The organism is Paraburkholderia sp. Ac-20347, from assembly GCF_017104805.1.
GTDB lineage: Bacteria > Pseudomonadota > Gammaproteobacteria > Burkholderiales > Burkholderiaceae > Paraburkholderia > Paraburkholderia tropica.
This window is the reverse complement of sequence record NZ_JAAGPN010000086.1, coordinates 17772-32960: the sequence shown is the minus strand read 5'-3', so window position 1 is coordinate 32960 and position 15189 is coordinate 17772. Positions and strand designations below refer to the sequence as shown.

The 15189-nt window shown below is 64.0% G+C and carries 11 protein-coding genes and 1 tRNA gene; 6 read left to right on the top strand and 6 right to left on the bottom strand.

What is annotated here, in order from left to right:
• Positions 1–213: biotin/lipoyl-containing protein (locus G3N97_RS17960; RefSeq protein WP_346778081.1), on the bottom strand; the 213-nt coding region annotated here is incomplete at its 3' end.
• A gap of 78 nt (positions 214–291) precedes the next feature.
• Entirely contained in the window at positions 292–2988 is a 2697-nt protein-coding gene (aceE, locus tag G3N97_RS17955) for a pyruvate dehydrogenase (acetyl-transferring), homodimeric type (RefSeq protein WP_065060279.1), read from the bottom strand.
• Positions 2989–3283: 295 nt separating this feature from the next.
• Here aceE and fixL point away from each other — a divergent pair, with 295 nt between their 5' ends.
• The 4 genes from fixL (at position 3284) to G3N97_RS17935 (ending at position 10001) form a co-directional block, all read left to right on the top strand.
• Positions 3284–5812, top strand: coding sequence for an oxygen sensor histidine kinase FixL (gene fixL, locus G3N97_RS17950; protein WP_205994450.1), 2529 nt, complete (start codon positions 3284–3286; stop codon positions 5810–5812).
• A complete protein-coding gene (gene fixJ / locus G3N97_RS17945) occupies positions 5809–6459 on the top strand; it encodes an oxygen response regulator transcription factor FixJ (protein ID WP_205994449.1) in 651 nt (216 codons plus the stop codon). Before fixL ends, fixJ begins: the two co-directional genes overlap by 4 nt.
• Positions 6460–6738: 279 nt before the next feature.
• Positions 6739–7593 (top strand): bifunctional methylenetetrahydrofolate dehydrogenase/methenyltetrahydrofolate cyclohydrolase FolD, encoded by an 855-nt coding sequence (folD, locus tag G3N97_RS17940; protein WP_205994448.1) that lies wholly within the window; start codon positions 6739–6741, stop codon positions 7591–7593.
• A 311-nt stretch (positions 7594–7904) separates the two neighbouring features.
• On the top strand, positions 7905–10001 hold the full coding sequence (locus G3N97_RS17935; protein ID WP_205994447.1) for a M3 family metallopeptidase: 2097 nt from the start codon (positions 7905–7907) through the stop codon (positions 9999–10001).
• Positions 10002–10122: 121 nt separating this feature from the next.
• Here G3N97_RS17935 and G3N97_RS17930 read toward each other — a convergent pair whose 3' ends face one another.
• Positions 10123–11421 carry an amidohydrolase family protein gene (locus tag G3N97_RS17930; RefSeq protein ID WP_205994446.1) on the bottom strand — a complete coding sequence of 433 codons (1299 nt, stop codon included), beginning with the start codon at positions 11419–11421 and terminating at the stop codon, positions 10123–10125.
• A gap of 291 nt (positions 11422–11712) precedes the next feature.
• Between G3N97_RS17930 and G3N97_RS17925 the strand changes: the two genes are divergently transcribed.
• Entirely contained in the window at positions 11713–12411 is a 699-nt protein-coding gene (locus G3N97_RS17925) for an aspartate/glutamate racemase family protein (protein ID WP_205994452.1), read from the top strand.
• An 87-nt stretch (positions 12412–12498) separates the two neighbouring features.
• On the opposite strand, the gene G3N97_RS17920 is transcribed toward G3N97_RS17925, so the two are convergent.
• Positions 12499–12575: transfer RNA gene (locus tag G3N97_RS17920), tRNA-Met, on the bottom strand.
• 147 nt (positions 12576–12722) lie between these two features.
• Positions 12723–13259: a PadR family transcriptional regulator gene (locus G3N97_RS17915; RefSeq protein ID WP_205994445.1), complete on the bottom strand. Its 537-nt coding sequence runs from the start codon at positions 13257–13259 to the stop codon at positions 12723–12725.
• Between the two features lie 221 nt (positions 13260–13480).
• Here G3N97_RS17915 and G3N97_RS17910 point away from each other — a divergent pair, with 221 nt between their 5' ends.
• Entirely contained in the window at positions 13481–14470 is a 990-nt protein-coding gene (locus G3N97_RS17910; RefSeq protein ID WP_205994444.1) for a nitronate monooxygenase family protein, read from the top strand.
• A gap of 88 nt (positions 14471–14558) precedes the next feature.
• Here the strand turns inward: G3N97_RS17910 and G3N97_RS17905 are convergent, their stop codons facing one another.
• Complete coding sequence (locus G3N97_RS17905; protein WP_205994443.1) at positions 14559–15179, bottom strand: 2-hydroxychromene-2-carboxylate isomerase; 621 nt, start codon at positions 15177–15179, stop codon at positions 14559–14561.
• Between the last annotated feature and the right edge of the window lie 10 nt (positions 15180–15189).

The window sequence follows — 15189 nt, the reverse complement described above, 5'->3', positions numbered from 1 at the left end:
GCCTTCCGAGACGTTGTCGCCGACCTTGACCTTCACTTCCTTCACCGTGCCCGATGCCGGGCTCGGCACGTCCATCGTCGCCTTGTCCGACTCCAGCGTGATGAGCGATTGCTCTTTCTCGACGGTATCACCCGCCTTCACCAGCACCTCGATCACAGGAATGTCCTTGTAATCGCCGATGTCCGGCACCTTGACTTCGATCGCTTGACTCATTGTTAGTGTCTCCGGGGCCGCATAAAACGCGCCTCCCCGCTTCGGGGAGGCGCGCATGCCATGCACAGGGGTGATGCGTTAGACGGTCATCGGGTTGGGCTTCGACGGATCGAGGTTGTACTTGGCGATGGCTTCGCCGACAACCTTGCGTTCGATCTTGCCTTCGTCCGCGAGCGCGTTGAGCGCTGCAACCGTCGTCCAGTAACGATCGACTTCGAAGAAGTGACGCAGCTTTTCACGCGTGTCCGAACGGCCGAAACCGTCGGTGCCGAGCACCACGAACTTGCGCGGCACGAGGCCACGGATCTGGTCGACCAGCGCGCGCACGTAGTCGGTCGAAGCGATGACCGGACCTTCCGTGCCCTTGAGCAGCTTCTCGACGTGCGATTCGCGGCGCGGCTCGCTCGGGTGCAGCAGGTTCCAGCGCTCGACTTCGTGGCCTTCGCGGGCCAGTTCCGTGAAGCTCGGCACGCTCCAGAGGTCGGCTTCGACGCCCCAGTCGTTCTTCAGCAGGTCGGCGGCGGCGATCACTTCGTTGAAGATCGTGCCTGCGCCCAGCAGTTGAACGCGCGGGCCCTTGGCCTTGGCGTCCGCCTTGCGGAACGCATACATGCCCTTGATGATGTCGGCGGCTACGGCCTCGCCCTGCGGAATCGCCGGGTGCTCGTAGTTCTCGTTCATCACGGTGATGTAATAGAACACGTCTTCCTGGTCCTGCACCATGCGGCGCAGACCGTCTTGCATGATGACCGCGAGTTCATAGCCGAAGGTCGGGTCGTAGCTCACGCAGTTCGGCACCGATGCCGCCCACAGGAGCGAGTGGCCGTCTTCGTGCTGCAGACCTTCGCCGTTCAGCGTCGTGCGGCCTGCGGTGCCGCCCAGCAGGAAGCCGCGCGAACGCATGTCGCCGGCGGCCCAAACCAGGTCGCCGATACGCTGCATGCCGAACATCGAATAGAAGATGTAGAACGGGATCATCGTCTCGCCGTGCGTCGAGTACGACGTCGCGGCCGCGATCCAGTCCGACATGCCGCCGGCTTCGTTGATGCCTTCCTGCAGAATCTGACCGCTTTCCGATTCCTTGTAGAACATCAACTGGTCCGAATCTTCCGGCACGTACTTCTGGCCTTGCTGATTCCAGATACCGATCTGGCGGAACAGACCTTCCATGCCGAAGGTACGCGACTCGTCCGGCACGATCGGCACGACGCGCTTGCCGAGCTGCTTGTCCTTCAACAGGATGTTGAGGATACGCACGAACGCCATCGTCGTGGAGATCTCGCGGCCTTCGCCCGTGCCCTTGAGCAGCGGCTCGAATGCGTCGAGCGCCGGCACCGGCAGCGACGCGGCCTTCTGGCGGCGCGCCGGCAGGTAACCGCCGAGGTCCATGCGCTTCTGGCGCATGTATTCGAGTTCCTTCGAGCCTTCTTCGAACGTCAGATACGGCACGTCGACGATCTGCTCGTCGGTGATCGGCAGACGGAACTGGTCGCGGAACTTCTTGAGCTGATCCACCTGCATCTTCTTCTGCTGGTGGGTGATGTTCATCGCCTGACCGGCTTCGCCCATGCCGTAGCCCTTGATCGTCTTCGCGAGGATGACGGTCGGCTGGCCCTTCGAGTTCGAAGCTTCATGGAACGCCGCGTAAATCTTGTGCGGGTCGTGGCCGCCGCGGTTCAGGTTCCAGATGTCGTCGTCGGACCAGTCGGCGACCAGCGCCTTCAGTTCCGGCGTGTTGAAGAAGTGCTCGCGAACATACGCGCCCGACTCCGACTTGTACGTCTGGTACTCGCCGTCGACGACTTCCATCATGCGGCGCATCAGCGCGCCCGACTTGTCGCGCGCGAACAGCGCGTCCCAGCGCGAACCCCAGATGACCTTGATGACGTTCCAGCCGGCGCCGCGGAACTCGCTTTCGAGTTCCTGGATGATCTTGCCGTTGCCGCGCACCGGGCCGTCGAGACGCTGCAGGTTGCAGTTGATGACGAACACGAGGTTGTCCAGACGCTCGCGGCCGGCCATGCCGATCGCGCCGAGCGATTCCGGCTCGTCCGTTTCACCGTCGCCGAGGAAGGCCCAGACCTTGCGGCCTTCGGTCTTCACGATGCCGCGCGCCTGCATGTACTTCATGAAGCGGGCTTGATAGATCGCCATGATCGGGCCGAGGCCCATCGAGACGGTCGGGAACTGCCAGAAGTCCGGCATCAGCCACGGGTGCGGATACGACGAGATGCCCTCGCCGCCCACTTCCTGGCGGAAGTTGTCGAGTTGCTTTTCGCTCAGACGGCCGAGCAGGAACGCGCGCGAGTAGACGCCCGGCGACGAGTGGCCCTGCACGAAAATCAGGTCGCCGCCGTGGTTGTCCGACGGTGCGTGCCAGAAATGGTTGTAGCCGACGTCATAGAGCGTGGCAGCCGACGCGAACGAGGCGATGTGACCGCCCACGTTCGTGTGCTTGCCCGCGCGCAGCACCATGGCCATGGCGTTCCAGCGCGTGTACGAGCGGATACGGTGTTCGATGTCCTGGTCGCCGGGGTTCTTCGCCTGGTTGGCGACCGGGATGGTGTTGATGTACGGCGTGTTCGCCGAGAAAGGCAGATGCTCGCCGTGCACACGGGCGAATTCGATCTGCTTTTCGATCAGATAGTGGGCGCGGTCGGGACCGATGGTCGAAATGACGCCATCGAGCGCCTCGAGCCATTCTGCGGTTTCCTGGGGATCCTCGTCCTTGTCGGCGGCAACGTACTTCAGGACTTCGTCGGGTACAGCGGACATGCTCGTCTCCTGGATGTAGGGGAACGCTGTTGATCGGACCATGCGGGCGACGACGCCCAGACGTAACCGGGCCGACCGCAGCAGCTTTGCGGGCGATTGTAATGACGCCCCCCGAACTCGCGCAAGGAAATTTTCGAATTGCGAGATGACATTTCATAATGCAAAAAATTGCTGCAGCGCACGCTGAATCGTTCGGGCCCTTGCGCCTATATCAACCAGTTTGGGCCCGTTTATCTGCGATTTAATGCTTTTTTCACGGCATTTCGGACTCTTACGCTGAGCTACAATCCTTGCCATGTTGACCGAACGGCTTTTCGCACGCTCGGCGCGGCCGCCCGGTTCGCCCGGCGAGTCGTCGCCGTCTCGCTGGCACCACGGACCCTGGTGGTCGAACTCCTATTTGTTGACGCCGCTCCTGTCGATCCTCGTATTTCTGATCGTCATGAGCCTGATCCTGTGGAGCCTCAACCGCCGCGAGCAGCAGCAGCAGGAAGACACGCTCTATCGCAACGTGGCCTGGGCCCAGCAGCAGATCCGCCTCTCCATGACGGGCGCGCAAGAGCAATTGCAGGCGCTGGCGCGCGATCTGGTTGCGGGCCACAACGATCCGCAGTCGTTCCAGGTGTCCACCACGGACATCATGCAGGGCCATCCCGAAATCCTTTACCTGAACTGGTACACGAGCCAGCAGGAGCCGCGCTGGCCGAGCACGGCGCTGCCGGTATTCGGTCAGCGCCTCGCCAAGCCCAACGACGCGCAAATGGACGAAGCCGTGAAGGCCGCGTTCGCCGAGGCGCGCTCCACGCGCCGCCAGGTCTATTCGCCGCTCATTTACGACGACGTCGGCAACGGCTACATCACGCTGCAAACGCCGGTATACCGCGATCGCGAATTTCTTGGCTCGATCGCGGCCGTGTTCTCGGTCGAAGGCATCCTGAAGCACGACATCCCGCCCGAGCTGTCGGCCAAGTACAAGATTTCGATCCTCGACGCGAACAACCGCGAACTCGCCACCACCTCGACGCGCCCGCGCCTGCCGCGCGACGTCTATTACGATCTGCCGCTCGATCCGCCGGGCCAGGGCGTCTCGGTGCGCGTCTATTCGTATCCGCAGATGACCAACTTCACGAACAACACGCTCGTGTGGCTGGTCGCGGGGCTCTCCTGCTTCGTGCTGTGGAGCCTCTGGAGTCTGTGGAAACACACGCGCCAGCGCTTCGAGGCGCAGCAGGCGCTCTATGCGGAAGCGTTCTTCCGCCGCGCGATGGAAAATTCCGTGCTGATCGGCATGCGCGTGCTCGACATGCATGGCCGCATCACGCACGTCAACCCGGCCTTTTGCCGCATGACCGGCTGGGACGAAAGCGATCTGGTCGGCAAGACCGCGCCGTTCCCCTACTGGCCGCGCGACAGCTATCCGGAAATGCAGCGCCAGCTCGACATGACGCTGCGCGGCAAAGCGCCCTCCTCGGGCTTCGAACTGCGCGTGCGCCGCAAGGACAGCTCGCAGTTCCACGCGCGTCTTTACGTCTCGCCGCTGATCGACAGCTCGGGCCGCCAGACCGGCTGGATGTCGTCGATGACCGACATCACCGAGCCGAAGCGCGCGCGCGAAGAACTCGCCGCCGCGCACGAGCGCTTCACCACAGTGCTCGAAAGCCTCGACGCAGCCGTCTCCGTGCTGGCCGCCGACGAAGCCGAACTGCTGTTCGCCAACCGCTACTACCGCCATCTGTTCGGCATCCGCCCGGACGGCCATCTGGAACTCGCGGGCGGCGGCGGCTTCGATTCGTCGAGCGCCTCGTCGGATTCCATCGACATGGTCGACGCCTTCGCCGGCCTGCCCGCCACAGCGCTCACCGAGAGCACCGCCGACGCGCAGGAGATTTACGTCGAGAGCATCCAGAAGTGGTTCGAAGTGCGCCGCCAGTATATTCAGTGGGTCGACGGCCACCTCGCGCAGATGCAGATCGCGACCGACATCACCACGCGCAAGCAGGCGCAGGAACTGGCCCGCCAGCAGGACGAAAAACTGCAGTTCACGAGCCGCCTGATGACGATGGGCGAAATGGCCTCGTCGCTCGCGCACGAGTTGAACCAGCCGCTCGCGGCGATCAACAACTACGCCTCGGGCACCGTCGCGCTGGTGAAATCGGGCCGCGGCGCGCCCGAGAACCTGCTGCCCGCGCTCGAAAAAACCGCCCAGCAGGCCGTGCGCGCAGGCATGATCATCAAGCGCATCCGCGAATTCGTGAAGCGCTCCGAACCCAAGCGCCAGGCCGCGCGTGTCGCCGACATCGTCGCCGACGCCGTGGGGCTCGCCGAGATCGAAGCGCGCAAGCGCCGCATCCGCATCGTGACCGACATGCGCTCGCGCATGCCCGTGATCTACGTCGATCCGGTGCTGATCGAGCAGGTGCTCGTCAACCTCTTGAAGAACGCCGCCGAAGCGATGGCCGACGCGCGTCCGAATTCGCCCGACGCGGCGATCGACCCGGTGATCCGCGTGATCGTGAAGCGCGAAGGCGGCCACGTCTGCATCAGCGTGATCGACCAGGGCCCGGGCGTGGACGAAGCCACCGCCGAGCGCCTGTTCGAACCGTTCTACAGCACCAAGTCCGACGGTATGGGCATGGGGCTGAATATTTGCCGCTCGATTATCGAATCGCATCGCGGGCGTCTCTGGGTGGTCAACAACGTCGAAGCAGACGGCCACATCAGCGGCGCCACGTTCCATTGCAGTCTGCCCATCGGTGAATCGGACCAGCCCTCGCGGGACGGCCGTGACGAACCGACTCCACAAACCGTTACGGGAGAGCCATGAACAGCCCAGTCACCACCCAGGAAACCGTCTTTGTCGTCGACGACGACGAGGCCGTCCGAGATTCCCTGCGCTGGCTGCTCGAAGCGAACGGCTACCGCGTTCAGTGCTTCACGAGCGCGGAAGAATTCCTCGAGGCGTACCAGCCTGCGCAGCAAGCCGGTCAGATCGCCTGTCTGATTCTGGACGTGCGCATGCAGGGCATGAGCGGGCTCGAACTCCAGGAGCGCCTGATCGCCGACAACGCGTCGCTGCCGATCATCTTCGTCACGGGTCACGGCGACGTGCCGATGGCCGTTTCCACGATGAAGAAGGGCGCGATGGATTTCATCGAGAAGCCGTTCGACGAAGCCGAACTGCGCAAGCTGGTCGAGCGCATGCTCGAAAAGGCGCGCAGCGAAAGCACCAACGTGCAGCAGCAGCGTGCGGCGGCCGAACGTCTGGGCAAGCTCACGGCGCGCGAGCATCAGGTGCTCGAGCGCATCATCGCGGGCCGCCTGAACAAGCAGATCGCCGACGACCTCGGCATCAGCATCAAGACCGTCGAAGCGCACCGCGCGAACATCATGGAAAAGCTCAACGTGAACACGGTCGCCGACCTGCTCCGTCTCGCGCTCTCCAACAAGCCGCAACAGGCGCAGCAGCAGTAAGCGCTGCGTCATTCGTGAAGCCGCTGCGGCAACCGCCGCACGGCTTCACCGCCATTCTCCGCAGTTTTCCTTCCAGAACCGGCCGCCGATCCGTCCAGCCGCGACAAGTCACGCCCGTCGCACGGGTATAATGTCGGCCTCCACAGCGGCGCCCGCTTTCGCGCGATTTTTCATCCGCGCGCGGCGACGCAGGATTCGCATCGTTCGCGCCGCGCCGCTTGCCCCGGCGACTCGCGCTCCGCGCTTTTGTCATCTGCCTCACTCGACTCTCGACCGACCATGACTGCCACCCTCATCGACGGCCTCGCCCTCTCCAAGAAACTGCGCGCCGACGTCGCCACGCGCGCCGCCGCTCTCTCCGCACGCGGCCATCAGCCGGGCCTCGCGGTCGTGCTGGTCGGCGACAATCCGGCGAGCGAGGTCTACGTGCGCAACAAGATCAAGGCGTGCGAGGACAACGGCCTCCATTCGTCGTACGACCGCTATCCGGAAACGCTGTCGGAAGCCGATCTGCTCAAGCGCATCGACGAACTGAACAACGATCCGAAGATCCACGGCATCCTCGTGCAACTGCCGCTGCCCAAGCATATTGACAGCCACAAGGTGATCGAGGCGATCGCGCCCGAGAAGGACGTCGACGGCTTTCACGTCGCCAACGCCGGTGCGCTGATGACCGGCCAGCCGCTGTTCCGCCCCTGCACCCCCTACGGCGTGATGAAGATGTTCGAGGAATACAAGATTCCGCTCGAAGGCGCGAACGCCGTGGTGATCGGCCGCTCGAACATCGTCGGCAAGCCGATGGCGCTGCTGCTGCTCGAAAAGGGCGCGACGGTCACGATCTGCCACAGCAAGACGCGCGACCTCGCGAAGCACACGCTCGACGCGGACATCGTCGTGGCCGCCGTCGGCAAGCGCAACGTGCTGACCGCCGACATGATCAAGCCGGGCGCGACCGTGATCGACGTGGGCATGAACCGCGACGACAACGGCAAGCTTTGCGGCGACGTCGACTTCGCGGGTCTCAAGGACAAGGCCGGCTTCATCACGCCGGTGCCGGGCGGCGTCGGTCCGATGACCATCACGATGCTGCTCGTCAACACGATCGAAGCCGCGGAGCGCGCGGCCGGCGTGTAAGGTCGCTGTTGGCCCGGTGTTTGCCGCACGTTGCACCGATCCTCGCATTGCGCGACGCAACATGGCGCGCCTGCGTCGACTTCAAAAAGCCCCGGAAATCCGGGGCTTTTTTACGCCCGATGCCCGTGCGCGCGCCGTTTCGCGCGCCGGGATTTCGCCGCCGCGAGCCGACTTCTGCTAATTTGCTCGCATGACCCGGTTGGAAAGCGCACACTGCGCCCCAATAACCGATCTAACGAACCCACAGCCGGGGCGCGCGACCACGCGGCGCCCCGAATCGATTAACCGCGACAGAAGGAACAGGACGCACCATGGCAACGACTTCCTCCGATAATCCGCTGCTCGACTTCTCCGGCCTGCCGCGCTTCGGCGAAATCCGCCCCGAACACGTGACGCCCGCGCTCGACGTGCTGCTCGCGAACGCCAACGCCGCCGTCGAACGCGCCGCGCAACCGATGACGCCCGCGCAATGGAGCGACGTGGTCGAGCCCGTCGAGCGCGTCACCGAACCGCTCTCGCGCGCCTGGGGCGTGATCGGCCATCTGAACGCCGTCGCCGATACGCCCGAGCTGCGCGCCGTCTACGGCGAGAATCTGCCGCGCGTGACCGAGTTCTGGTCGAGCGTCGGCCAGAATCTCGCGCTGTACGAGAAGTACAAGGCCATCACGAATCACAACTCGTTCCAGCTGCTCACGAGCGAGCGCAAGAAGATTCTCGACAACGCACTGCGCGACTTCCGCCTCTCGGGCGCGGAGTTGCCCGAAGAGCAGAAGCCGCGTTTCGCCGAATTGCAGGAGCGCCAGGCCGCGCTCTCGAAGGCGTTCTCGGACCACGTGCTCGACGCGACCAACGCCTACGCGTTCTACGCGAAGGACGAGAGCGAACTGGTCGGCCTGCCCGAAGACGTGATCGCCGCCGCGCGCGAAGCCGCCGAGCGCGAGAACCAGGAAGGCTGGAAGTTCACGCTGCACTTCCCCTCGTATTTCCCGGTGCTGCAGTACTCGGAAAACCGCGCGATGCGCGAAACGATGTACCGCGCCTACGTCACGCGCGCCTCGGAACTTGGCGCGGTCTATGGCGGCGGCAAGCCTGAATGGGACAACACCGCGATCGTCGACGAACAGCTCAAGCTGCGCGCCGAAGAAGCGAAGATGCTCGGCTACAACAACTTCGCCGAAGTCTCGCTCACGCCGAAGATGGCCGAATCGCCCGCGCAGGTCATGAGCTTCCTCGAAGACCTCGCCACGCGCGCGCGTCCGCACGCCGAGAAAGACTGGGAAGAGCTGCGCGAATTCGCCGCCAGCGAATTCGGCCTCACGCAACTCGAACCGTGGGACATGGCTTTCGCCGCCGAGCGTCTGCGCCAGAAGCGCTATTCGTTCTCCGAAAACGAAGTGAAGCAGTACTTCCCCGAAGACTTCGTGCTCAAGGGTCTCTTCAAGGTCACGGAAACGCTGTTCGGCGTGCGCATCCGCGACGACAGCGCGCCGGTCTGGAACAACGAGGTGCGCTTCTTCCGCGTCGAAAACACCGACGGCACGCTGGTCGCGCAGTTCTACCTCGACCTCTACGCACGCGAAGGCAAGCGCGGCGGCGCATGGATGGACGACGCGCGCTCGCGCCGCAAGCTCGAAGCCAACGGCGTGCAGACGCCGGTCGCGTACCTCACCTGCAACTTCTCGGCGCCGGTGGGCGGCCGTCCGGCCTGCTTCACGCACGACGAAGTCATCACGCTGTTCCACGAGTTCGGCCACGGCCTGCATCACATGCTCACGCGCGTCGATGAACTCTCGGTCTCCGGCATCAACGGCGTGGAATGGGACGCGGTCGAACTGCCGTCGCAGTTCATGGAAAACTTCTGCTGGGAATGGGACGTCCTCACGGAGATGACCTCGCACGTCGACACGGCCAAGCCGCTGCCGCGCGAACTCTTCGACAAGATGCTCGCCGCGAAGAACTTCCAGAGCGGTCTCGGCACGCTGCGCCAGATCGTGTTCTCGATGTTCGACATGGCGCTGCACGTGGACTTCGACGCCTCGAAGGGCAAGACCGTGAACGAACTCGCGCGCGAAATCAACGAGCGTTATCACGTGATTCCGCAGGCGCCGTTCTCGCGCTGGCCGAATACGTTCAGCCACATCTTCGCGGGCGGCTACGCGGCGGGCTACTACAGCTACAAGTGGGCCGAAGTGCTGTCCGCCGACGCCTACGCGGCGTTCGAGGAAGCCGCGCAAGCCACCAAGTCGAGCGTGCTCGACGCGGCCACCGGCACGCGCTATCGCAAGGAGATTCTGGAAGTGGGCGGCAGCCGTCCGGCGATGGAATCGTTCAAGGCGTTCCGCGGCCGCGAGCCGAGCATCGACGCCCTGCTGCGCCACAACGGCATGGAGCAGCCGCCGGCGCATTGAGCGCCGTCGCGCTCACAGCGGTTCACCGCGGTTCACGACCGCTGCGCTGAAAAGCAAAACCGCGCACTTCGGTGCGCGGTTTTTTTATGGCCGCTCGATAGCGCTGCCAGCGCTTCGGCATTCAGCGATGCAGCTTGAAATCGACGCTTTCGGGCCGTCCGTCGAGCGTGAGCGACGCGCGTTGCGCCGGTTGCCGGCTCACCACCCTGCCCCGGCTCACGACCGCGAGTCGCGCGGCACGCAGGCGAATCGCCTCGATCGGATCGCGCGCATCGAGCACGACGAGATTCGCGGCACAGCCCGGCGCGATGCCGTAGCCTTCGAGCCCGAGAATCTGTGCGGGATTGACCGTGACCGCATCGAAACACGCGCGCGTGGCGTCGACGCCCGTCATCTGCGCGACGTGCAGGCCCATGTGCGCGACTTCGAGCATGTCGCCCGAACCGAAGCTGTACCACGGGTCCATCACGCAATCGTGGCCGAACGCGACCGTCACGCCCGCCGCCATCAACTCGGGCACGCGCGTCATGCCGCGCCGCTTCGGATAGGTATCGGCGCGCCCCTGCAACGTGATGTTGATGAGCGGATTCGCAATCGCCGCCACGCCCGACTCGCGAATCAGCGGAATCAGCTTGCTCACGTAGTAGTTGTCCATCGAGTGCATCGAGGTCAGATGCGAACCGGTCACGCGCCCATGCAATCCGAGGCGGTGCGTCTGCGCCGCCAGCGTTTCGATGTGACGCGAGAGTGGATCGTCGGACTCGTCGCAATGCATGTCCACGCGCAGGCCTTTTTCCGCGGCGAATTCGCAGAGCAGTCGCACGGATTCCGCGCCGTCGGCCATCGTGCGCTCGAAATGCGGAATGCCGCCGACCACGTCGACGCCCATCGCAATCGCACGCTTGAGATTGTCGAACGCGCCCGGACTGCGCAGCACGCCGTCTTGCGGAAAGGCCACGAGTTGCAGATCGAGATAAGGCGCGACGCGACGCTTCACTTCGAGCAGCGCTTCGACCGCGAGCAGTCGTTCGTCGCAGACATCGACATGCGAGCGGATCGCCAGCAACCCGCGCGCGACGGCCCAATCGCAGTACTGCAACGCACGCTCGACGAGCGCTTCCTGAGTGAGATGCGGCTTGAGTTCGCCCCACAGCGCGATGCCTTCGAGTAGCGTGCCCGATGCGTTCACGCGCGGCAGCCCGTACGACAGCGTGGCGTCCATGTGGAAATGTGCGTCGATGAATGGCGCGCTCACGAGCATGCCGCCCGCGTCGATCACCTCGCGCGCCTGAGCGTCCGCCTGGGTGTCGATATGCGGCGCAACGGCCACGATGCGCCCTGACTCGATACCGATATCGACAGTGGCATGGCCAGCGGGATGGCCATGCGCGAGCACGGCGCGGCGAACGATCAGGTCCATGGTGAGGCTCCTGGGTGGCGTCTTGTTGTGGGCCCGATGCGGCCTGCGCATCGCGACATGTGATCCGATTCTATCGGCGCCAGAAATGAGGTGCCAGTTCGGGAGCTACAGCGAAGCACCAATACACCCGCGCACCCGCGCCCGACTGTACTGAAGTGATCGAATTTCGCGACAACTGTCCGCGTGCCGTGCCCAATCCGTATCGTGACACTTGCGCCGCACCGTACCTGTACAGCGCAGGACACACGCCTATACTCGTTCGATCCTTACCTCTTTCGGCAACGGCAAATGATGAAAACGATCGGTGTGATTGGCGGCATGAGCTGGGAATCGTCGGCGGAATATTACCGCCTGCTCAACACCTATACGAAGGCACGGCTGGGCGGCCATCACAACGCACGCAGCCTGATGGCGACCGTCGATTTCGCCGATATCGAAGCGCTCCAGCGGGCGGGCGACTGGGACGCGCTCGGCGTGCAGATGGCGCAGGCGGCGACGCAGCTCGAACGCGGCGGCGCGGGGATTGTGCTGCTCGCGACCAACACGATGCATCGTGTGTGCGCGTCGATCGAAGCCGCCATCGCCATTCCCTTCCTGCATATCGCGGACCCGACCGGCGCGGCGCTGCGCGCGGCGGGCGTGACACGCGTCGGCCTGCTGGGCACGCGCTATACGATGGAGCAGGACTTCTACGTGGGGCGGCTGCGCGACGTCCACGGCATCGAGGCGATCGTGCCCGACGACGCGGCGCGCGCCGACGTGCATCGCATCATTTATGACGAGTTGTGCCACGGGAATGTGAAAACGGAATCGCGGCAGGTTTATCAGCGCACGATCGAAGCGCTGGCACAGGCCGGGGCGCAGGCTGTGATACTCGGCTGCACCGAGATCACGCTGCTGATACGTGCCGAAGATTCCGCGCTGCCCGTGTTCGACACGACGGCGCTGCATGCGCAGGCCGCGGTGGATTGGGCGTTGAATGAAGCGTGAGAGGAAGGCAAAGGTAGCGCCGCGCTGATGCGGCGCTGCAAAGGATAAAGCCCGCACGATTTGCATCGTGCGGGCTTTGAGAATCCTTGGTTGCGGGGACAGGATTTGAACCTGTGACCTTCGGGTTATGAGCCCGACGAGCTGCCAGACTGCTCCACCCCGCGTCCGTCAGAGAAAAGAATTATAGGACCTCGATTCCGTTACGTCAACACTTTTTTCATCATCGTGTTCATGTGTCGTCTGGCGCGATCATTGCCCCTGCAAATTACTTCGGCATCCGAAGCATATTCAAACGGCGTGCGCACCGGGTTTCAAGCCGCTTCATCGCCCACGATCGCCCGCAATTCCTCGGCCCACGCAAGCCACTGTGTCTGCGTGTGAATACCCGCCTTGAGAATCGCATACTGCAACTGCTGCGCACGCGTGAGTTGCACCGCACCGAAGTCGCGCCGCTCGATCTCGCGATAGGTCTCCAGACGCGCACTCGCCTCGTCGATCAAGCGCCGCAATTCGTCGCCGAGCCCCAGCGGGCCAATCACCGCATCCGCCCGCAGCTTGAGCAGGAACACGTTGCGATCATCCACGCCAAGCTGCGTCTCGCGCACCCAGCGCGCGACTTCCTCGCGCCCCACGGGCAGCACACGGTAGATCTTCTTGCGTGACGCCGCCGCGCCCTCCTCGACCACCGTCACCCAGCCCGACGCGACCATGCGGCCGAGTTCGCGGTAGATCTGCTGATGCGTGGCCTGCCAGAAATAGCCGATAGCCCGGTCGAAGCGCCGGGCGAGGTCATAGCCCGACGACGGCTTTTCGAGCAGGGCGATGAGGATGGCGTGAGGAGTCGACATGCGGCGATTCTAAACCACGCCTCCCGCGCTGCCGCCCTGGTTCCGTCCCGAATATCTCCCGTCACGGTCCCGGGCGAGTTCGAGAAACTGCACTATGCAACTGGTTGCATAGTGCGGTCGCCTTTGCTATGTTTAGCCCTGCCGGCGCGTGCAAGCGCCCGCCCTACGAACAACGCGTCGGCGCCCATCGCGGGCCGCCGCCATCATCAAGGAGATAAGGGATGTCCCTGCCCGCCGTGCTGCGCCGTGGCCTGTCGATTCCGGTCGTCGGCTCGCCGCTCTTCATCATCTCGAATCCCGATCTCGTGATCGCGCAGTGCAAGGCGGGCGTGGTCGGCTCCTTCCCGGCGCTCAACGCCCGCCCCGAGCACGTGCTCGGCGAGTGGCTCGACCGCATCACCACCGAACTCGCCGAATACAACGCGAAGCATCCTGATCGTCCGGCCGCGCCGTTCGCAGTGAACCAGATCGTCCACAAGTCGAACGACCGGCTGCAGCACGATCTGGGTATCTGTGCGCAATACAAGGTGCCGATCGTCATCACGTCGCTGGGCGCGCGCGAGGAAGTGAATCAGGCGGTGCATGGCTGGGGCGGCATCGTGCTGCACGACGTCATCAACAACAAGTTCGCGAAGAAAGCCATCGAGAAAGGCGCCGACGGTCTGATCGCCGTCGCGGCCGGCGCCGGCGGCCATGCGGGCACGCTCTCGCCGTTCGCGCTGATTCACGAGATCCGCGAATGGTTCGACGGCCCGCTGCTGCTCTCGGGCGCGATCGGCAACGGCAACGCGATTCTCGCCGCGCAGGCGGCGGGCGCGGACCTCGCGTACATCGGCTCGGCGTTTATCGCCACGCAGGAAGCGAACGCGGTCGAAGCCTACAAGCAGATGATCGTCGACAGCGACGCCGCCGATATCGTCTACTCGAATCTCTTCACGGGCGTGCACGGCAACTATCTGCGTTCGAGCATCGTCGCGAGCGGCCTCGATCCGGACGCGCTGCCGGAATCGGATCCCACCGCCATGAATTTCGGCTCCAACCGCGTGAAGCCGTGGAAGGACATCTGGGGTTCGGGCCAGGGCATCGGTGCGGTGAAAGCGATCGTGCCCGCCGCCGATCTGATCGCGCGTCTGAAGCGCGAATACGATGCGGCGCGTGAGCGGATCGGCGTGATGTCGGCGAGCGAAGCCGAAGCGCCCGCCGCGGTCTGATACGCGATACGCGACAAGCACGATCGAAACGGGGAAGCGCATGCACCGCATCTGCGCTCCCCGCTTCGCCGCCAAGGCCGCTACGACACTACGCGCCGCCTTTCACGCGCACGATTTCGTCTTCGACATCGCGCAGTTGATCCTTCCCAAAGAACATCTCGTCGCCGACAAAGAACGTCGGCGCACCGAACGCGCCGCGCTCGAACGCCTGTTGCGTATTCGCGAGCAAACCCGCTTTCACATCGGCGTCCGCGAGCAGCGTTTCAAAACGCGCGACATCGAATCCATCGGCTTGCAGCGTGGCGCGCAGCACGTCGGGATCGTCGAGCTTCAGCCCGTCCTCCCACATATGCGCGAACATGCGATCGACGTAGCGTTCGAACACGCCCTCGCGCTGCGCCGCCACCGCGCCACGCATGATCTGCAGCGTATTGACCGGAAAATGCGGATTCATCCGATACGCACTGAGGCCGTGCTTCGCGATAAACCGCTTCATCTCCACGAACAGATATTTGCGCTTGTTCTCGATCTGCGCCGTGCTTTCGGCCGGCGAGCGATTGCCGGTCATCTTGAACAGGCCGCCGAGCAGAATGGGCACATACTCGAAACGCACGCCGTGACGCGCTTCGATCGCGGGAATGATCTTGTGGCTCAAGTAAGCATTAGGACTGCCAAAGTCAAACAGAAACTGCACGCTGATGTCCTGCATTGTCGCTCCT

Coding starts and splice junctions, on each gene's coding strand:
- G3N97_RS17930 (WP_205994446.1), bottom strand. CDS start 11,421: ATGGACCTGATCGTTCGCCGCGCCGTGCTCGCGCATGGCCATCCCGCT.
- fixJ (WP_205994449.1), top strand. CDS start 5,809: ATGAACAGCCCAGTCACCACCCAGGAAACCGTCTTTGTCGTCGACGAC.
- G3N97_RS17910 (WP_205994444.1), top strand. CDS start 13,481: ATGTCCCTGCCCGCCGTGCTGCGCCGTGGCCTGTCGATTCCGGTCGTC.
- G3N97_RS17925 (WP_205994452.1), top strand. CDS start 11,713: ATGAAAACGATCGGTGTGATTGGCGGCATGAGCTGGGAATCGTCGGCG.
- G3N97_RS17915 (WP_205994445.1), bottom strand. CDS start 13,259: ATGTCGACTCCTCACGCCATCCTCATCGCCCTGCTCGAAAAGCCGTCG.
- folD (WP_205994448.1), top strand. CDS start 6,739: ATGACTGCCACCCTCATCGACGGCCTCGCCCTCTCCAAGAAACTGCGC.
- aceE (WP_065060279.1), bottom strand. CDS start 2,988: ATGTCCGCTGTACCCGACGAAGTCCTGAAGTACGTTGCCGCCGACAAG.
- fixL (WP_205994450.1), top strand. CDS start 3,284: ATGTTGACCGAACGGCTTTTCGCACGCTCGGCGCGGCCGCCCGGTTCG.
- G3N97_RS17905 (WP_205994443.1), bottom strand. CDS start 15,179: ATGCAGGACATCAGCGTGCAGTTTCTGTTTGACTTTGGCAGTCCTAAT.
- G3N97_RS17935 (WP_205994447.1), top strand. CDS start 7,905: ATGGCAACGACTTCCTCCGATAATCCGCTGCTCGACTTCTCCGGCCTG.